Source organism: Rubritepida flocculans DSM 14296 (assembly GCF_000425365.1).
GTDB lineage: Bacteria > Pseudomonadota > Alphaproteobacteria > Acetobacterales > Acetobacteraceae > Roseococcus > Roseococcus flocculans.
Genome location: NZ_AUDH01000002.1, coordinates 96,860 through 114,863 on the forward strand (window position 1 = coordinate 96,860; position 18,004 = coordinate 114,863).

An 18,004-nucleotide genomic window follows, 5' to 3' on the forward strand; every position below is an offset into this window, starting at 1 on the left:
TCTATCGCCGGCGGTGGCGGTTGAACTCCGCCTCCAGCCCCGCGCTGTATTTGGACATGGCGAAGCAGAAAATGAAGTAGATGATCCCGAGCACGACGTAAACTTCCACCCCGAACCCCTGCCACTGGGGCTCAATGATGGCGGTCTTGCCCGCCGTCAGCAGGTCGAAGATGCCGATGATGAGCACCAGCGAGGTGTCCTTGAAGAAGCCGATGAAGGTGTTGACCAGCGGCGGGATGACGAGGCGCAGCGCCTGCGGCAGCACGATCAGCAGCGTCTTCTTCCAGTAGGAGAGGCCGAGCGCGTCGGCCGCCTCGTACTGGCCCTTGGGCAGGGCCTGCAGCCCGCCGCGCACCACCTCGGCCAGATAGGCGCCGGCGAAGAGGATGATGGCGATCTGCGCGCGCAGCAGCTTGTCGATGTTCATGCCCTCGGGCAGGAAGAGGGGGAACATCACGCTCGCCATGAAGAGCAGCGAGATCAGCGGCACGCCGCGGATCAGCTCCACGTAGAGGACGCAGATCGCCTTGATCGCCGGCAGCTTCGACCGGCGGCCCAGCGCCACCAGGATGGCCAGCGGAAAGGCGAAGGCGAGCCCGAAGGTGGCGAGGATGAGCGTGATGGGCAGCCCGCCCCAGCGCTCCTGCGGCACATAGGTGAGCCCGAAGACGCCGCCCCACATCAGCACCCCGATCAGGCTGAGGGTGACGAGCCAGATCGGCACGATGCGCCAGTTCCAGAACCGGCGCATCGCCGAGACGATGTAGAGCCCCACGAACAGCGCGCAGACCAGCATGGGCCGCCAGTGCTCGTCGAAGGGGTAGGTGCCGAAGAGGATGAAGCGGTGCTTCTCCGTGATCACCGCCCAGCAGGCCCCGCCCGGGTTGTTGCGGCAGGAACTGGTGTCGGGCAGCCCGTTCGCGCCGGTGGGCACGGACCAGATGGCGTTGACGAAGGCCCAGTCCACGAAGCCGAGCGCGTAGCGGATCAGCAGATAGGCCAGCGCGAGCGTGACGGCGGTGGACCACCAGGAGGAGAACAGGTTCTCGCGCAGCCAGGCCAGGGGGCCGGTCATGCGCACCGGGGGCTGGCGGGAGGCGGGCAGGGCGGCAGGGGCGGCGATGTCGCTCATGGGGCTCTCCTCACCGTTCCACCAGCGCGATCTTCGCGTTGTACCAGTTCATGAACAGGCTGATGCTGAGGCTGATCGTCAGATAGACCAGCATGATGATCGCGATGCCCTCGATGGCCTGGCCGGTCTGGTTCAGCGTGGTGTTGGCGATGCTCACGATGTCCTGGTAGCCGATGGCGACGGCGAGCGAGCTGTTCTTCGTGATGTTGAGGAACTGCGAGGTCATCGGCGGGATGATGACGCGCAGCGCCTGCGGCAGCACGACGAGGTTCATCACCCGCCCGCGCGGCAGCCCCAGCGCCTGGGCCGCCTCCCACTGCCCCTGGTGCACGGAGAGGATGCCCGCGCGCACGATCTCGGCGATGAAGCCCGCGGTGTAGAGGGTGAGGCCGAGCAGCAGCGCGAAGAACTCCGGGCTCACGTCCACGCCGCCGCGGAAGTTGAAGCCGCGCAGCACCGGCACGTCCGGCGTGAAGGGCGCGCCCATCGCGGCCCACACGGCCAGCGGCGCGCCCAGCATGGCCAGCAGCGCGAAGGGCCAGACGCGGCGCGGCGCGCCGTCGCGCATCTGCCGCGCGCGCATCGCCCGGCGGTAGAGCAGCGTGGCGACCACGCCCAGCGCGAAGGCGAGCAGCGCCCAGGAATGCGCGGCCTCCCACACGAAGAAGGGCAGCTTGAGCCCGCGGTTGGAGAGATAGACGCCCTCGATCGGGTTCAGCGCCTGGCGCGGCCCCGGCAGCCCCTGCAGCAGCGCGTACCAGAACAGAAGCTGCAGCAGCAGCGGCAGGTCGCGCACGACCTCGACGTACCAGTAGGCGAGCTTCGCCACGAGCCAGTTGCGCGAAAGCCGCGCGATGCCGAGGAAGGTGCCCAGGATGGTGGCCAGCACGATGCCCACCACCGCCACCTTCAGCGTGTTCAGCACGCCCACGGTCAGGGCGCGCAGATAGGTCATGGAGGGGTCGTAGGGGATCAGGCTCTCGGCGATGGGCAGCCCCGCCTCGCGGCCCAGGAAGTCGAAGCCCGTGGCGATGCGGCGCACCTCGAGGTTGTGCACCGTGTTCGACCACAGCCAGTAGATGGCCCCGCCCACCAGCCCCACCACCAGCACCTGCCAGAACAGGTTGCGCACGCGCTCGTCGGCCCAGGAGAGGCGGAGGGGGCGACGCGGCGCCTGCCGCGCGTAGCGCGGGTCTTCGGGTGCGGATGACATGCTCTGCCTGTCCCTGTCAGCGAAGCCGCGGGCGGCGTTCCGCCTCGCGGGAAGAAACGCCGGGCGGGGCGCGCGGGCCCCGCCCGGTCAGGCGCTTCTCACCGGAAGGGCGGCGAGTACTGCAGCCCGCCGGGCTGCGTCCACAGCGCGTTGCGGCCGCGCTGCAGGCCGATCGGCGTCAGGTTGCGGTCGAAGATCTCCGCGTAGTTGCCGAGGCCGCGGATGATGTTGGCCATCCAGGCATTGTCCACCCCCAGCATCCGCCCGAGATCGCCGGTGCGGCCGAGCAGGCGCTGCACCTCGGGGCGCGGGTCGTTCGCCAGCGCCTGCTGCACGTTCTGCGAAGTGATGCCGAACTCCTCCGCCGTCAGCAGGCCGAAGTGGATCCAGCGCAGCAGGTCGGCGAAGCGCTGGTCGCCGTGGCGCACGAGCGGGCCGAGCGGCTCCTTGCTGATCACGTCGGGCAGGATCACGTGGTCGTTGGGGTTGGACTGCACGGCGCGGATGGCCGCAAGGCCCGAGACGTCGGTGGTGTAGGCGTCGCAGCGGCCGGCGTTGTAGGCGGCGATGTTGTCCTCCAGCCGCTCGATCACGACGGGGCGGATGTTGATGCGGTTGCCGCGCGCCCAGTCGGCCAGGTTCTGCTCGGTGGTGGTGCCGGGCTGCACGCAGATGGTCGCGCCGTCGAGCTGGCGGGCGTTCTGCACGCCGAGCGAGCGCTTCACCATGAAGCCCTGCCCGTCGTAGAAGTTGATGCCCGTGAAGTCGAAGCCGAGCGAGGTATCGCGCGAGAAGGTCCAGGTGGTGTTGCGGCTGAGCATGTCCACCTCGCCCGACTGCAGCGCGGTGAAGCGCACCTGGGCGGTGGTGGGCACGAAGCGCACGCGGTTCGCGTCGTTGAACAGCGCGATGGCCACGGCGCGGCAGTAGTCCACGTCGAAGCCGCGCCAGACGCCCTGGCTGTCGGGCAGGGCGAAGCCCGCAAGCCCCGTGTTCACGCCGCAGATCAGCGTGCCGCGCGCGCGGATGGCGTCGAGCGTGTTGGCGGGCGCGGCGGCGGCCGGCGCCTGGGCCGGGGCCGGGGCCTGGGCCGCGGCCGGCAGCGCCGTGGCCAGCCCGAGTGCGACCGCCGTGGCGGCGGTCAGATGACGCAGGATGGGTTGCATTCGCGAAACTCCCTCGAACCTCCGGCACGCTGGATCGCGCCGCCTTCTCGTTCACCGGGCGATGCTGCGCTATCGGAGGCGCGCGATCAATCGCGGCGTGGGAGATGACAGATGCGTCAGATGGACCGGCGGGCCGTGGCGGCCGCCCTGCCCTGGGGGCGGCTCGTCGAGGCGCTGCGCGCCGTCTTCGCCGAGGGCTGCGAGGCGCCGCTGCGCCACCGCCACCCGCTGCCCGAGGGCGGCACGCTGCTGCTCATGCCCGCCATCGGCCTCGGCCATTCGGGCGTGAAGATCGTGCATGTGGCGCCCGGCAACGCCGCGCGCGGCCTGCCCGCCGTGCATGCGGAATACCTGCTCTCGGACGCGGTGACGGGCGCGCCGGTCGCGCTGCTCGACGGCGGCGAGCTGACCGATCGGCGCACCGCCGCCGCCTCGGTGCTCGCCGCGCGCTTCCTCGCGCGGCCCGATTCGCGCCGCCACCTGGTGCTCGGCGCCGGCAGGGTGGCCGCGGCGCTCGCCGAGGCCTTCCACGACGCCTATGGCATGGAGGAGACGGCGATCTGGGCCCGCCGGCCGGAGCAGGCCGAGGCCCTGGCCGCGCGCCTCTGCGCCCATGGCCTCAACGCCCGCCCGCTGCGCGAGATCGCCCTCGAGGGCTATGACGTGATCAGCGCCGCCACCCTCGCCACCGAGCCGCTGATCCGCGGTGCGGCGCTGCGGCCGGGCCAGCACCTCGACCTGGTGGGCGCCTACCGCCCCGACATGCGCGAGGCCGATGCCGCGGCCCTCGCGCGCGCGCTCTGCGTGGTGGACACGCGCGCGGGCGGCCTCGCGGAAGCCGGCGACGTGGTGCAGGCCATCGCCGAGGGCGCGATCACCCAGGCCCATATCGCGGCGGAGCTCGCGGATCTCTGCCGCGGCGCGCATCCCGGCCGCACCGATCCGGCGCAGATCACCCTGTTCAAGTCGGTGGGCTGGGCGGGGGAGGATCTGGCGGCGGCGCTGCTCGCCACGCGCGGCTGATCTCAGCGGCAGGTCATGCCGGCCGCATCACCCGCCCTCCCCCGCGAGACGCTGCAGAAGAGCGAGGAGCTGCCGCCGGTCGGCCGGGGAGAGGGGGGCCAGCAGCGCCTCATTGGCACGCCGCCCCGCCTCCTCGGCGGCGCGGAGCACCTGCGCCCCACGCGCGGTGATGGTCAGCACCCGCGCGCGACGGTCCAGGGGGTCACGCGCGCCGTGGACGAGGCCGCGCGCCTCGAGCCGCCGCACCACGCCCTGCACCGTCGCGGAATCCATGGCCGCGAGCCGGCCGAGGAGATTCTGCGTGACGCGCCCGCGCTCGGCGATGCGCAGCAGGGCGGCGAATTGCGGCCCGGTCAGGCCGAGCCCGGCGGCGCATTCCTGGAACACGGCCTGGTAGCGCTGATGCGCCCGGCGCAGCAGATGCCCGGCGGAGGAATCGAGCGCGTAGCCGGCCTCATCGCAGGCCGCGCCGCGAGGCGCCCGGGCGAGAACCGCCCCGGCCGGCCCCTCATCCCTCACGGCAGGCTCCTGGCATGGGATCGGTTTGACACGGCCGCGCCGTGAGTCAAGGAAACTCGCGCTGCGGGGCGCGGAATCCCGAAGACGACGGGACGCTGTTGCAACCCGGCCATGCATTCGTTAATCGCGATGCTGGACGGCCTGAATGGGCTTCCTGCTGCAGGGAGGAATCATGACCGACACTTCCACCGCCCCGGCCCGCCGCGGCCTTCTCAAGGCCGGGGCCGTCGCCGCCGGCGCGGCCGTGCTGGCCACGCCCCAGGTCAGCCGCGCGCAGACGGTGACGCTGCGCTTCCAGTCCACCTGGCCGCAGCGCGACATCTTCCATGAATTCGCCGGCGACTATGTGAGCCGCGTCAACAGCATGGCGGGCGGCCGCCTGCGGCTCGAGCTTCTCGCCGCGGGCGCCGTGGTGGGCGCCTTCCAGCTTCTCGATGCGGTGCATGCGGGAACGCTGGACGGCGGGCATGGCGTCTCCGCCTACTGGTTCGGCCGCAACCGCGCCTTCAGCCTGTTCGGCACCACCCCGCCCTGGTTCGGCGACGCCAATCAGTTCCTCGGCTGGTTCTACTACGGCGGCGGCCAGGCGCTCTACCGCGAACTGATGCACGACATCCTGCGGATGAACGTCATCGGCTTCCAGACCGGCCCGATGCCGACGCAGCCGCTCGGCTGGTTCCGCAACCCCATCGAGCGGGTGGAGCAGATCCGCGGCCTGCGCTACCGCACCGTGGGCCTCGCGACCGACCTGTTCCAGGAGATGGGCGCGGCCGTGGTGGCGCTGCCGGGCGGCGAGATCGTGCCCGCGCTGGAGCGCGGCGTGATCGACGCGGCGGAGTTCAACAACCCCTCCTCCGACCGCGTGCTGGGCTTCCCGGACGTGGCGAAGAACTATTATCTCCAGTCCTACCACCAGGCGGTGGAGACCTTCGAGGTGCTGTTCAACCGCCAGCGCTTCGAGGGCCTGCCGGCGGAGCTGCAGGCGGTGATCCGCCACGCGGCCGAGGCCTCCTCGGCCGACATGTCCTGGAAGCTGCAGGACCGCTACTCGGCCGACCTGCTGGCGATGCAGCAGCAGCAGGGCGTGAACGTCCGCACCACGCCGACGGCGATCCTGGATGCGCAGCTCGCCGCCTGGGACCGCGTGATCGCGCGGCTGGAGGCCGACAACTCCAGCCCCGCCGCCGGCCCCTTCTTCAAGAAGGTGTGCGACAGCCAGCGCGAGTGGTGCCGCCGCGTGGGCAACTTCTTCCTGCGCTACGAGGTCAGCCCCGTGCGCAGCTTCAACCACTTCTTCGCGCGCCGCTGAGGCGCGGCGCCGGCCCGCCGGCGCGCATGAACGAGCCGTGAGTTGCGTCCTGGCCGGCCCGGTGGCATCGCCCGAAACGGCGTTGCCCACCGGGCCGAGCGCATGGGGCGGAGAGGCAGCAACGGAACATGACGGACAGCATCTTCCTCGCCGGGCTCGCGGGCCTCGTCGTCGCCGCGATCATCGTGGGCATCGCCTTTTCCCAGGCCGGCGTCGTGCAGCGCGCCTTGCTCGGCGTGGACCGCTTCTCGACCCTGATCGGCCAGCTCTTCTCCTGGACCATCCTGCTGCTCACGGCGGCCATCGTCTATGAGGTGTTCGCCCGCCGGTTCTTCAGCGCCCCCACCAACTGGGGCTATGACGTGCAGTACATGCTTTACGGCACGCTCTTCATGTTCGCCGGCGCCTACACGCTCAGCCGCAACGGCCATGTCCGCGGCGACTTCCTCTACCGGATGCTGGCCCCGCGGCGGCAGGCCATGCTGGACCTGCTGCTCTACATCCTGTTCTTCTTCCCCGCGATCTTCGCCTTCATGGTGGCCGGCTTCCACTTCTTCGAGCTGAGCTACGTGCAGAACGAGCGCAGCATGTTCAGCCCCTCGGGCCCCATCATCTGGCCCTTCAAGGGGATCATCCCGGTCGTGGGGGCCATCATGCTGCTCCAGGGCCTCGTCGAGACGGTGCGCTGCGTGCGCTGCATCCGCGAGGGCGCCTGGCCGCAGCGCCTGCATGACGTGCAGGAGCTCGACCAGATCCTGCTCGCCGAGGCCGCCGAGCGCGACCCGGAGGAGCTGGCCCGCCTGCTCGCCGAGCAGGGCGAAGACGCCATCGTGCACAAGAACGCCTGAGCCCCGAACGCCCATGACCGACGCCGCGCTGGGGCTCACGCAGCTCCTCCTGTTCCTCTTCTTCATCCTGCTGGGCTTTCCCATCGCCTTCACGCTCATGGCGATGGGGCTGTTCTTCGGCTACCTCGGCATGGGCGAGCGGATCTTCGACCTGCTCATCCAGCGCACCTATGCGGTGATGTCGAGCGACGTCCTGATCAGCGTGCCGCTCTTCGTCTTCATGGGCTACATCATCGAGCGCGCGAACATCCTCGACCGCCTGTTCCGCTCGCTGCAGATGGCTTCGGGCAACATCCCGGGCTCGCTCGCGGTCGCCACGCTCGCCACATGCGCGCTCTTCGCCACCGCGACGGGCATCGTCGGCGCGGTGGTGACGCTGATGGGGCTGCTCGCCTTCCCGGCCATGCTGCGCGCGGGCTACGACGTGAAGCTCGCGGCGGGGGTGGTGTGCGCGGGGGGCTGCCTCGGGATCCTGATCCCGCCCTCGATCATGCTCATCCTCTATGGCGCGACGGCGGGCGTCTCGGTCGTGCAGCTCTACGCGGCCGCCTTCATCCCGGGCGTCTTCCTCGCGGGGATGTATGTCGCCTACGCGATCGGCATCGCCATCATCAAGCCGGGCGTGGCGCCGCGCCTGCCGCCCGAGGCGGTGGCCGTGCCCTTCCGCGTCATCCTCTGGAACCTGCTGACGAGCTTCCTCCCGCTCGCGCTCCTCATCGCGATGGTGCTGGGCGCGATCCTCATGGGGCTCGCCACGCCGTCCGAGGCCGCGGCCATGGGCTCGCTCGGCGCGGTGCTGCTGGCCATCGCCTACCGCGCCTTCACCTTCGAGAAGCTGAAGGAAAGCGTGTTCCTCACCGCCCGCACCAGCGCGATGGTGTGCTGGCTCTTCGTCGGCAGCTACATCTTCTCCTCGGTGTTCGGCTATCTCGGCGGGCAGAGCGTGGTCGAGGAGTTCGTGAAGAGCCTGCCGCTCAACACCTTCACCTTCATGCTGCTGGCGCAGGCCATCATCTTCATCCTCGGCTGGCCGCTGGAATGGACGGAGATCATCGTGATCTTCGTGCCCATCTTCCTGCCGCTGCTCGACGATTTCGGCGTGGACCCGCTCTTCTTCGGCATCCTGATCGCGCTGAACCTGCAGACGAGCTTCCTCTCGCCGCCGGTGGCAATGGCCGCCTTCTATCTCAAGGGCGTGGCGCCCAAGCATGTGAAGCTCGAGGACATCTTCCGCGGCTGCATGCCCTTCATCTACATCGTCGTGCTCACGATGTTCCTCGTGTACATGTTCCCGGCCATGGTCACCTGGCTGCCCGAGACGCTCTATGGCGGCCAATCCGGCCCGCCGCCCGTCTCCATCGAGGCCCCGCCCGAGGGTGGCTTCCAGGAGGAGGAAATCCCGGAACTCCCGCCGCTGCGATGAGCGAGGCGCTGGTCGCCGCGCTGGCCGAGGCCTGGGAGCAGGGAGAGGCGCTCGCCCCGCTGCCGGCCGGGATGTCCCCCGCCGATGTCGCGGCGGCGGAGGAGGTGGCGGCGGCGCTGGTCGAGCGGCTCGGCCACCCCGTCATCGGCATCCGCCTCGCCCCCGCGCCGGGGGGCTCATGGGTGGCCGCGCCCCTGCTCGGGCCGCGGCTGCTGCGCGCCGCCACGCCGGTGGCGCTGCCGGCGCTGCGCCATCCGCGCCTCTCGGCCGCGGTGATCGGGGTGCTGGCCGCCCCGCTCGCCGAGGCGCCGCCCAGCTTCTCGGCGCTGCACCCCGCGGTGGATGTCGCCGCCGACCGCTACCGCGACGGCCCGGCCGATGCGGCGCAGGCGGTGGCCGATCTCGCCTCGCTCGGGCTGGTGCTGGCCGGCAAGCGGGGGCTGGGGGTGCTGCCCGAGCGCGCCGAGGCCCGGATCGGCCCGACGGGAACGAGGCCCCGCCCGGTGCAGGAGAATCTCCGCGCGCTGATGGATCAGGCGGCGGCCGCGGGCCGGCGCTGGGGGGGGCTGCCGGCGGGGGCGCTGCTGGTGCTGGCCGGGCTCGGCGGCACGCGCGCGGCCGCGCCGGGGAAATGGTCCGCCGCCATCGGCGGGCTGGGGCGCGTCAGCGTTGTTCTGACCGGCTCAGTGGACGAGCCAGCTCAGCAGGGCGAGGGCCCATAGGCCGAGCGCGAGCAGCGCCACCCGCTCGGCATGCCAGAAAAGGCGGTCGCGCAGGATGGCGCCGAGCCGGGCCTGCATCTCCGCCCGCGCCAGACGCCCGCGCGGCACGCCGGCGGAGCGCAGCATGGCATAGACCTCGGAGTGGCGCAGGTTGCGGTGGGGCGCGCGCCAGCCGGCCAGCACCAGGCCGAAGACCAGGAAGGCGATCATCTGCGCGCCGATGCGGAAGGAGAGGGTGAGGTCGTAGGAGAGCGCCAGCATCACGGTCATGACGGCGAGACCGGTGAAGGCGCAGGCGCGCCGGATGGAGACATCGGCGAAGGTCCGCAACGTCTCGTCCACCTGGTTCACCCCCCGGATGCCGGATCCCGCGATGGCGCGAATGGTGGCAGCGGCTTTCCCGCCCAGACCCTGCGGGAAAATGAAAACCGCGTCATTCGGCGCGGTGGCGGATCATCCCATGCGGGCGAGCACGGCGAAGCCCGTCAGCGCCGCCGCGCCGGCCAGCCAGACCATCAGCGCCGCCTCCTCGCCGAGCTTCAGCACCCGCTCGGCCAGCGCCGCCGGGACGGCGGTGAGCAGCAGCGTGCCGGTCGAGACGATCATGGAGGAGCCGTAGAAGACGATCTCCGGCGTCACGGGCAGCATCTCGGGCAGCCAGACGGGATGGAAGAAGGCCACATACATCAGCGCCGGGCTGATCAGCCCGTGCAGCAGGCAGGTGGCGACGATGAGGGTGAAGGCGGTCTCGCGCGTCATGGCCTCAGCCTCCGGCCGGGGGGGCGAGGCGCGGGGCGAGCCCCGCCCCGATCATGGACAGCCCGATCACCCAGCGCAGCGCGAAGAGCCAGCAGCAGGCGACCAGCGGCAGCCACATGGGCGTGACATAGCTCGGCACCAGCCGGCGTGCGGCGGCGACGGGGATGGCGGTGAGCCAGCGGAAGCCGCGGAAGATGTAGTTGGGATGCTCGGGCGGCAGGAAGGCGGACATCAGGAAACGCCCGATGCAGGCCCAGCCGAGCAGGGCCAGCAGGTAGTTCACGATCCAGAAGGGCAGGTGCCCGAGCACGAAATCGTTCATGGCCCACCGGATGAAGCAGCCCGGCCGCTCTAGAGCAGATCGCGCATGGCTGGAATCGGCCACGGCGCGAATCTGCCCGGAATGACGCGGCGAGGGCGGTTTCCCGTCATCCGGAAACCGCTCTCGCGCCACCGGACACGGGAAAGGGGGCCCCGTCGCCAGGGCCCCCCCCGTTGCGGAAGGACGGGCCGCCGGGTGCGGGCCCGGCGGTGCGCGCCTTACTCCTTCACCGCCTCGCGCGCATCGGCCAGCCGGACGCCGCCCTTGGGGATGCGAATGGACTCCACGAAGTCCTGCATCGCCTGGGAAGGCGCCTTGGTGAACTGCGACACGACGTAGATGGTGAGGAAGGCGAGCGGCACGCCGAAGATGCCGCCCGAGATGTTGTTGATGCCCCACAGGCGCGCCACGATGCGCCCGCGCAGCACCACATGGTCGGTGTTCATCCCCCAGCCGGAGAGCGCCTTGCCGAACCAGGCGAAGGTGCCGTCCTGGATGGCCGAGGCGTTGGCCACCAGCCCCGAGGCATAGGCCTTCAGTTCGGCCGAGGCCTGGGGCAGCGCCGCGGCGGCGCGGGCGGCGTTGAGGATCGCCTCCTTGGTGCCGAAGACCTCGACGAAGGAGAGGCCGAAGAACTCCGACCAGATCAGGTAGCCGAAGGTGACCACGTAGCCCACGATCATGCCGAGGCAGGCCGCGGTGTTCGTGGTCTTCTTGTACCAGACGCCCATCACCAGCGCGGCGAAGAGGCCGGCGGCGGCGATGGAGAAGGCCCAGGCGACGAGGAAGAGGATGTCCGCCCCCGCGTTGCCGGCCGTCCAGGCCGCCGCGATCGCCACCAGGATCAGCAGCACGCGCGCGATGATCAGCCGCTGCGCGGTGGGCGCGTTGCGGTTGATCATCTTGTAGTACACGTCGTGGCTGAGCGCGTTGGCGAGCGCGAGCAGCAGGCCGTCGGCGGTGGAGAGCGCGGCGGCGAGGCCGCCCGCGGCCACCATGCCCGCGATCACATAGGGCATGCCCGCGATCTCGGGCGTGGCGAGCACCACCACGTCCGGATGGATGCGGAACTCGTTCCACTGCAGGATCCCGTCGCGGTTCGCGTCCACGATGTTGATCCAGGGCACGCCGTAGGGCGACATGATCTGCCAGTTCTTCACCCACTCCGGCAGCGCCGCGATCGGCTGGTTGATGAAGTTCTGGTAGATCTCCAGCTTGCCGAAGGCGGCGTAGGCCGGCGCCGTGAAGTAGAGCAGGAAGATGAAGAACAGCGACCAGGCCACCGAGGCGCGGGCCTCGCGCACGGAAGGCGTGGTGAAGTAGCGCATCAGGATGTGCGGCAGCGCGGCCGTGCCCACCATCAGGCAGAACACGAGGGCGAAGAAGTTCACCGCGGCCGACATGGAGAACTGGCCGTTGGGGCCGATGAAGGGCGCGGTGTGGAAGCCCACCACCCCGGGCGGCGGCGTCTGCCCCGCGGCGCGGAAGGCCTGCTCCAGCCCTTCGATCCGCTCCAGCGCCACGCCGTACATGAGCTGCGGCAGCGGCACGCCGGTGATCTTCACCGACATGAGGATGGCCGGGATCAGGTAGGCGATGATGAGGATGATGTACTGCGCCACCTGCGTCCAGGTCACCGCGCGCATGCCGCCCAGCATGGAGCAGACCAGGATGCCCGCGAGGCCCAGGAACACCGCCACGCCGAAGGAGACGTCGAGGAAGCGCTGGGTGATGATGCCCACGCCCACGATCTGCGCCACGACATAGACGAAGGAGGCCGTGATCAGCACCGCCACGCCGATCGCGCGCGCGACGTTGCCGCCATAGCGCGCGCCCAGGAAGTCGGGCACCGTGTACTGGCCGAACTTGCGCAGATAGGGCGCGAGCAGCACCGCCACCAGCATGTAGCCGCCCGTCCAGCCCAGGATGAAGGCGAGGCCGCCATAGCCCAGCGCGTAGAGCGAGCCCGCCATGCCGATGAAGGAGGCGGCCGACATCCAGTCCGAGCCCGTGGCCATGCCGTTGTAGACGGCCGGCACCTTGCGCCCGGCGACGTAGTATTCCGCCACCTGCGCCGTGCGGCTGATGATGCCGATATAGGCATAGACGCCGATGGTGAGGAACACGAAGAGATAGCCGATGATCCGGTCCGGCACGCCGAGCTGCTCGAGGATGCCGAGGATCACCACGAAGCCGAGGAAGCCCCCCGTATAGCCCGCGTAGATCTTGTTGAGGTTCGAGATGAAGGGGTCCTTGCCCCCGGTGCTGGCGGACATGGTCACTCGTCCTCCTGCACGCCGAACTCCTCGTCGATCTGGTTCTGCCGCTTGGCGAACCACCACAGGCCGAGGACGAAGACGATCAGGCTGCCCTGGGCGGCGAAATAGAAGCCGAGCGGGAAGCCCGCGACGTGGATCGGGTTCAGCGAGGGCGCGAAAAGATGGACGCCGAAGCCGGCGATGAACCAGATCGCCAGCACCGTCCACATCAGGCTGGACGTCTTGCGCCAATAGGCCCGGGCCGTCTCCGGGGCGATCGCCGCCGCGGGGGGCGGCGGCGCCGGCTCGTTGACTGGTTCTGCGAGGGGCATGCTTTGTTCTCCTCCCGGCGCGGAGATTCTCCGTGGCCCCGCGCCTTCGCCTCCGCGGTGTAACGTTCACACCAAAGCTTGACGCATTAACATTAGTTAAGGCCAGATTTACTGGGGGCGTGTTGCAGCGCGGCACAGGTCCGGCCCGAAGGGAGCAAGATCATGGAGTTCCTGGACTTCTTCCGCACGCGACGCAGTGCCGCGCCGGAGGCGCTCGGGGCCTTCCTGCACGCCCAGGCGGCCTTCGTGGCGCAGAAGACGGTGGTGGACTACTGCCGGGTCAAGACCGGCCGGCGCGAGGCGCGCTACTTCTCCGATCCGGACTTCCAGGCGGCGCTGCAGCACTGCCGCTGGCAGGTGTTCTTCGCCAGCGTCTCCGACCTCGCCGCCGTGTTCGAGGCGCATCTGCGCCCGCATGCCGCGGGCGGCGAGGCGGCGCTGGCCCTCGGCCTCGCCCGGCTGCACGAGGCCGCGCTGCTCGCCGAGCCGCCGCCGCCCGCCGAACTGCCCAGCGCGCGGGAGCGCGCCGAGGCCTGGCCGCGCCATGTCGCCGCGCTCCAGGCCGCGCCGCCCCTGCCGGCCGACAAGCTGCCCCTGCTGGCCGAGCCGGTGCTCTTCGCCACACTGCCCATCCATGCCGACCAGCGCGTGGGCGAGGCGCCGTCGCTCCGCGGCGCGCTGCGCTTCCATGTCGTCAGCACCCAGCAGGAGCTGGAGCGGCGCTTCGAGGCGCCAGCCCTGGCCCGCGGCCTCGCCGGCCTCGCGCCCGTCTGAGGCGGGGGCGGATTTCCCTTCGCGCGCCGGGTGTTATCCTGGCCGCCGCATCATCCGGCGAAGGAAGACGTCCATGAAGCTGCTGCGTTACGGCCCCAAGGGCCAGGAGAAGCCCGGCCTGCTCGATGCCGCCGGCACCATCCGCGACCTCTCGGGCGTGGTCGCCGACATCAATGGCGAGACGCTGGCGCCCGGCGTTCTGGCCAAGCTCAAGGCGCTCGACCCCGCCACGCTGCCCGCCGTGCCGGGCAACCCGCGCCTCGGCCCCTGCGTCACCGGCATGAAGAACATGGTCTGCATCGGCCTCAACTACGCCGACCATGCGGCCGAGACCGGCGCCGCCCCGCCCAGCGAGCCCATCGTCTTCCTCAAGTCGCTCGGCGCGCTCTCGGGGCCGTATGACGACATCATCATCCCCAAGGGCAGCACCAAGACGGACTGGGAGTGCGAGCTCGTCATCGTCATCGGCACCACCGCCCGCTACGTCAGCGAGGAGCAGGCGATGGAGCATGTCGCGGGCTTCGCCGTGGGCAACGACGTCTCCGAGCGCCACTGGCAGTCCGAGCGCGGGCCGACCTGGGACAAGGGCAAGGGCTTCGAGAGCTTCGGCCCCCTCGGCCCCTGGATGGTGACCAAGGACGAGGTGCCCGACCCGCAGAACCTGCGCATGTGGACGGATGTGGACGGAAAGCGCGAGCAGGACGGCAGCACCAAGACGATGATCTTCGGCGTGAAGACGCTGGTGAGCTACGTCAGCCAGTGCATCACCCTCTTCCCCGGCGACGTGATCTTCACCGGCACCCCGCCCGGGGTGGGGCTGGGCAAGAAGCCTACCCCCTGGTTCCTCAAGCCGGGGCAGGAGGTGCGCGTGGGCATCGAGGGGCTGGGCGAGCAGCGCTGCCGCACCGTCGCCTATGCCGGCTGAACCCGCGGGCCCCGTCATCCTGGCGATGGATTTCGCCTCGCCCCCGCCCTGGGGCGAGGAGCGCGTGGCGAAGCTGCGCGCCCTGGCGGAGTCCATCGCCGCCGAAACCCCCGGCCTGCTGTGGAAGATCTGGACCGAGGACCAGGCCGCGGGCCGCGCGGGCGGCATCTACGCCTTCGCCACCCGCGCCGAGGCGGAGGCCTACCAGGCCATGCACACGGCGCGCGTGACCGCGCGCGGGGCCACCGACATCCGCGCCGCGATCTGGGCGGTGAACGGGCCGCTTTCCGCCCTCACCCGGGCGCCGCTGTGACGCGGCGGGTGCTGATCACCGGCGCGGCCTCGGGCATCGGGGCGGCCTGCGCCCGGGCGCTCGCCGCCCCCGGCGCGCGGCTGATGCTGCACACCCGCCGCAACGCGGCGAAGCTGGATGCGGTGGCGAAGGAGCTGCGCGCCCAGGGGGTGGAGGCGCACACCCATCTCTGCGACCTCGCCGCGCCGGAGGCGCCGGGCGCGCTGGTGGCCGCGGCGGCGGAGGCGCTGGGCGGGCTCGATGTGCTCGTCTCCAACGCGGGCTTCGCCGACCGCACGCCGGTGGCGGAGATCACCGACGAGGGCTTCGCCCGCAGCCTGGACACGATTCTCTGGGCCTTCATGCGCCTCGCCCGCGCCGCCCGCCCCCATTTGGCCGCGGGGGAGGCGCCTCGCCTCATCGCCATCTCCTCCTTCGTCGCGCACATGTTCCGCAATGATGCGGCCACCTTTCCGGCCACCGCCGCGGGCAAGGCGGGGGTGGAGGCGCTGGTGCGGGCGCTCGCCATCGAATGGGCGCCGGAGGTGACGGTGAATGCCGTCGCGCCGGGTTACACGCAGAAGGATCCGGGCGCCCATGCGGCCATGACGCCCGCGCAATGGGAGGCGATGATCGCGCGCATTCCCCTGCGGCGCCTCGGCACGCCGGTCGATGTGGCGCAGGCCGTGGCCTGGCTCGCCTCGCCCGGCGCGGGCTATGTCACGGGCCAAGTGATCCATGTGAACGGCGGCATCGCCTGAACGTCATCTCCGCCTGACGCGGCGGGGCGTCACCTTTCCGACCCCTCAACTCGCCATTTCGCATAGTTAAGCTTCCTCTCATGCTGGCGTTGGGCGGAACGGGGCAGCATCCCTCCTGTCGTCCCACTGCCTCCGGGCAGGGGCGGACGGCATCCGGCGGAGGCTATTTCCCGGCAAGCCGACGCCAGACTGGCCTTCGGGCCGCGGGTCGGTCGGTTCACGCCGACCGACCCGTTCCTTTTTCCGCCTCCAGCACGCGCAGCTCCAGCCGCCGCAGCCGCTCCAGCAGCTCCGCGCGCAGCACCTCCACGAGGTCGTTCACATGGCCGAGGGAGAGGGCGGGCGAGAGCACGGGCGCGGGCGGGATGGCGCCGGCCAGCGCCGCCTCGATGGCGGCGAGGCGCGCCGCCTGCTCGGCCCGCAGCGCCGCGATCTCCTGCCGCGCAGTGGCGAGGGCTTCGGCCAGTGCGGGGTCCGTCCCCCCCGCGGGCCGGGCGGCGAGGCGCGCCAGCTCCGCCTGGAACCAGCGCGTGCGCAGGCGGAGCTGCGCGGCCAGCGATTCGGCCTCGCCGCCCGGCGTGAGGTCGGGATCGAGCGGCAGGGCGCGGGCGCGCGCCTCCTCGGAATGGCGCAGCTCCTCGAACATGCGGGCGCGCTGGGCGGGGCCCTGGGCGAGCAGCCCCATGTAGTTGGCGAAGCCCCCCTCGTCCGGCCAGCGGCCGAGCACGGCGAGGTAGAGGTTGATCACCACATCCTCGTCCGCGCCCCAGAGCAGCAGCCCGGCGCGGATGGGGGCGGCCTCGCTCACGGCGCGGCCTCCGGCCAGGTCACGCCCAGCCGCGCATGCACGGCGGCCAGCCGCGCGGCGTGGCGCTCGGGGCTGAACAGCGCGGCGCGGGCGGGGCCGGCCGCCTCGTAGCGCGCGCGCAGGTCCTCGTCCGAATCGAGGGCGAGCAGCGCCTCGGCCAGGGCACGGGTGTCGGTGGGGTCCACCATCAGCGCGGCATCCCCCACCACCTCGGGCAGGCTGGAGACGTTGGAGGTCAGCACCGCGGTTCCTTCCAGCATGGCCTCCACCGCCGGCAGGCCGAAGCCCTCGTAGAGCGAGGGGAAGCAGAGGCTGCGCGCATGGCGGATCAGCATGGCCACATCCTCGCGCGGGAGGTAGCCGAGATGGCGGATGCGCCCGTCGGCCGAGCGGGTGCCGCCCGCCTCCGTCAGCAGGCGCAGCTCCGGCGCGGCGTTGGCGCTCTTGCCGCCGACCAGGATCAGGGGGCGGGGGATGCCCGTGCTCATGTAGGCGTCGAGCATCCGCGCGAGGTTCTTCCGCGGGTCCACCGAGCCGAGGCAGAGGTGGTAGCCCTTGTCCGAAAGGCCGTAGGCGGCAGCGATGCGCTCGCGCGACATGCGGTGGTCGAAGCCGTGATCGGGCGGAGGGACGGGCTGATAGGTGTTGGTGATCCGCTCCTCGGGGATGCCGAGCAGCGAGATCAGGTCGCGCCGCGAATGTTCGGAGACGGTGAGGATGTGCGCGGCCTCCCGCGCCACCGCCTCGGCGCAGGCGCGCCAGCCGGCCTTGTCGTCCAGCGCCACCCAGGGCATGCGCAGCGGGATCGCGTCGTGCAGGGTGTGGATGTTGGGGCAGCCCGCCAGGCGCAGCGGGTGCAGATGCGTCCAGTGCATCAGCGCGGGCGGGGGGGCGCCGGCCAGGCGCACCGGCATCAGCCGGCCCCGGCCCAGCAGGCGGGTCAGGCCGAAGCGGATCAGCGCCCGGCCATACATGTCGTTCGCGTTCCACAGCGCGTGGCCGGGCGGGGCCTCGGCCGGCGAGAAGGCGGCGCGCGCGCCCGCCGCGTGCAGCCGCCGGTCCACCACCCCGTGCCCGCCCACCGGCAGGGCGCGCTGCGGCAGGGCCTGGGCGAGCGCGCGCCGCCAGAAGGGGGGCGTGCGGGCGCGGCTGTCGAAGAAGGCGATCTCGCGCGCCATGGCGTCGCCCCGCCAGGGCAGGGGGCGGCCGTAGAGCAGCGCTGTCTCGAAGCCCGCGTCCCGCAGCGTGGCGGCGAGGTGGCGCGAATAGGTGGCGATGCCGGTGCCGTTCACGATGGAGAGGCCGAAGCCGTCCATCCACACCCGCGCCGGCTGGTTTCGCATGGGCGCAACTTGCCTTCGCCGCGGGAAGGCGACAAGGCTGCCATGATTCCACCCGGTTGCGGCCCGAAGCCCCCG

20 protein-coding genes are annotated in these 18,004 nt (G+C 71.2%); 9 read left to right on the forward strand and 11 right to left on the reverse strand.

Going from position 1 to position 18,004, the window contains the following annotated elements; genetic code table 11:
• Position 1: 1 nt before the first annotated feature.
• The 3 genes from H596_RS0102975 to H596_RS0102985 form a co-directional block, all read right to left on the reverse strand.
• Positions 2–1,132, reverse strand: coding sequence for an amino acid ABC transporter permease (locus H596_RS0102975; protein WP_027283636.1), 1,131 nt, complete (start codon positions 1,130–1,132; stop codon positions 2–4).
• Between the two features lie 10 nt (positions 1,133–1,142).
• Positions 1,143–2,345 carry an amino acid ABC transporter permease gene (locus H596_RS0102980; RefSeq protein WP_027283637.1) on the reverse strand — a complete coding sequence of 401 codons (1,203 nt, stop codon included), beginning with the start codon at positions 2,343–2,345 and terminating at the stop codon, positions 1,143–1,145.
• Between the two features lie 98 nt (positions 2,346–2,443).
• Positions 2,444–3,511, reverse strand: coding sequence for an amino acid ABC transporter substrate-binding protein (locus H596_RS0102985; RefSeq protein ID WP_027283638.1), 1,068 nt, complete (start codon positions 3,509–3,511; stop codon positions 2,444–2,446).
• A 111-nt stretch (positions 3,512–3,622) separates the two neighbouring features.
• Here H596_RS0102985 and lhpI point away from each other — a divergent pair, with 111 nt between their 5' ends.
• Positions 3,623–4,534 carry a bifunctional Delta(1)-pyrroline-2-carboxylate/Delta(1)-piperideine-2-carboxylate reductase gene (lhpI, locus tag H596_RS0102990; RefSeq protein ID WP_027283639.1) on the forward strand — a complete coding sequence of 304 codons (912 nt, stop codon included), beginning with the start codon at positions 3,623–3,625 and terminating at the stop codon, positions 4,532–4,534.
• A 27-nt stretch (positions 4,535–4,561) separates the two neighbouring features.
• On the opposite strand, the gene H596_RS19800 is transcribed toward lhpI, so the two are convergent.
• Positions 4,562–5,053, reverse strand: coding sequence for a MarR family winged helix-turn-helix transcriptional regulator (locus H596_RS19800; protein WP_245583943.1), 492 nt, complete (start codon positions 5,051–5,053; stop codon positions 4,562–4,564).
• Positions 5,054–5,225: 172 nt separating this feature from the next.
• Here H596_RS19800 and H596_RS0103000 point away from each other — a divergent pair, with 172 nt between their 5' ends.
• From H596_RS0103000 to H596_RS0103015, 4 genes are all read left to right on the forward strand, one after another.
• Positions 5,226–6,362 carry a TRAP transporter substrate-binding protein gene (locus H596_RS0103000; protein WP_027283640.1) on the forward strand — a complete coding sequence of 379 codons (1,137 nt, stop codon included), beginning with the start codon at positions 5,226–5,228 and terminating at the stop codon, positions 6,360–6,362.
• A gap of 128 nt (positions 6,363–6,490) precedes the next feature.
• Positions 6,491–7,210 carry a TRAP transporter small permease subunit gene (locus tag H596_RS0103005; RefSeq protein WP_245583944.1) on the forward strand — a complete coding sequence of 240 codons (720 nt, stop codon included), beginning with the start codon at positions 6,491–6,493 and terminating at the stop codon, positions 7,208–7,210.
• 13 nt (positions 7,211–7,223) lie between these two features.
• The gene (locus tag H596_RS0103010) at positions 7,224–8,633 is read left to right on the forward strand and encodes a TRAP transporter large permease (RefSeq protein ID WP_027283642.1); all 1,410 of its coding nucleotides are present in this window, start codon (positions 7,224–7,226) and stop codon (positions 8,631–8,633) included.
• Positions 8,630–9,355 (forward strand): hypothetical protein, encoded by a 726-nt coding sequence (locus H596_RS0103015; protein ID WP_027283643.1) that lies wholly within the window; start codon positions 8,630–8,632, stop codon positions 9,353–9,355. Before H596_RS0103010 ends, H596_RS0103015 begins: the two co-directional genes overlap by 4 nt.
• On the opposite strand, the gene H596_RS0103020 is transcribed toward H596_RS0103015, so the two are convergent.
• The 5 genes from H596_RS0103020 to H596_RS0103040 all read right to left on the reverse strand — a co-directional run bounded on the left by H596_RS0103020 (position 9,317) and on the right by H596_RS0103040 (position 13,026).
• Positions 9,317–9,697 carry a hypothetical protein gene (locus H596_RS0103020; RefSeq protein ID WP_156910012.1) on the reverse strand — a complete coding sequence of 127 codons (381 nt, stop codon included), beginning with the start codon at positions 9,695–9,697 and terminating at the stop codon, positions 9,317–9,319. The two genes, H596_RS0103015 and H596_RS0103020, sit on opposite strands and share 39 nt — an antisense overlap.
• Before the next feature lie 111 nt (positions 9,698–9,808).
• Positions 9,809–10,114 carry a hypothetical protein gene (locus tag H596_RS0103025; protein ID WP_027283645.1) on the reverse strand — a complete coding sequence of 102 codons (306 nt, stop codon included), beginning with the start codon at positions 10,112–10,114 and terminating at the stop codon, positions 9,809–9,811.
• A 4-nt stretch (positions 10,115–10,118) separates the two neighbouring features.
• The gene (locus tag H596_RS0103030; protein ID WP_037299811.1) at positions 10,119–10,436 is read right to left on the reverse strand and encodes a YggT family protein; all 318 of its coding nucleotides are present in this window, start codon (positions 10,434–10,436) and stop codon (positions 10,119–10,121) included.
• 218 nt (positions 10,437–10,654) lie between these two features.
• On the reverse strand, positions 10,655–12,712 hold the full coding sequence (locus H596_RS0103035) for a sodium:solute symporter family protein (RefSeq protein WP_027283647.1): 2,058 nt from the start codon (positions 12,710–12,712) through the stop codon (positions 10,655–10,657).
• A gap of 2 nt (positions 12,713–12,714) precedes the next feature.
• Complete coding sequence (locus H596_RS0103040) at positions 12,715–13,026, reverse strand: DUF4212 domain-containing protein (protein ID WP_084602543.1); 312 nt, start codon at positions 13,024–13,026, stop codon at positions 12,715–12,717.
• Positions 13,027–13,188: 162 nt separating this feature from the next.
• Between H596_RS0103040 and H596_RS22695 the strand changes: the two genes are divergently transcribed.
• The 4 genes from H596_RS22695 (at position 13,189) to H596_RS0103060 (ending at position 15,778) form a co-directional block, all read left to right on the forward strand.
• Positions 13,189–13,800, forward strand: a complete 612-nt coding sequence (locus tag H596_RS22695; protein WP_027283649.1) for a hypothetical protein — start codon at positions 13,189–13,191, stop codon at positions 13,798–13,800.
• A 73-nt stretch (positions 13,801–13,873) separates the two neighbouring features.
• On the forward strand, positions 13,874–14,725 hold the full coding sequence (locus tag H596_RS0103050) for a fumarylacetoacetate hydrolase family protein (protein WP_027283650.1): 852 nt from the start codon (positions 13,874–13,876) through the stop codon (positions 14,723–14,725).
• Entirely contained in the window at positions 14,715–15,038 is a 324-nt protein-coding gene (locus H596_RS0103055; RefSeq protein ID WP_027283651.1) for a monooxygenase, read from the forward strand. The genes H596_RS0103050 and H596_RS0103055 overlap by 11 nt, the downstream gene beginning before the upstream one ends.
• Positions 15,035–15,778, forward strand: a complete 744-nt coding sequence (locus tag H596_RS0103060) for an SDR family NAD(P)-dependent oxidoreductase (RefSeq protein ID WP_027283652.1) — start codon at positions 15,035–15,037, stop codon at positions 15,776–15,778. The genes H596_RS0103055 and H596_RS0103060 overlap by 4 nt, the downstream gene beginning before the upstream one ends.
• Positions 15,779–15,995: 217 nt before the next feature.
• Here H596_RS0103060 and H596_RS23720 read toward each other — a convergent pair whose 3' ends face one another.
• Both H596_RS23720 and H596_RS19810 read right to left on the reverse strand, forming a co-directional pair.
• Complete coding sequence (locus H596_RS23720; protein ID WP_027283653.1) at positions 15,996–16,586, reverse strand: DUF4214 domain-containing protein; 591 nt, start codon at positions 16,584–16,586, stop codon at positions 15,996–15,998.
• Entirely contained in the window at positions 16,583–17,929 is a 1,347-nt protein-coding gene (locus H596_RS19810; RefSeq protein ID WP_037299814.1) for a glycosyltransferase family 4 protein, read from the reverse strand. The genes H596_RS23720 and H596_RS19810 overlap by 4 nt, the downstream gene beginning before the upstream one ends.
• Positions 17,930–18,004 lie beyond the last annotated feature (75 nt).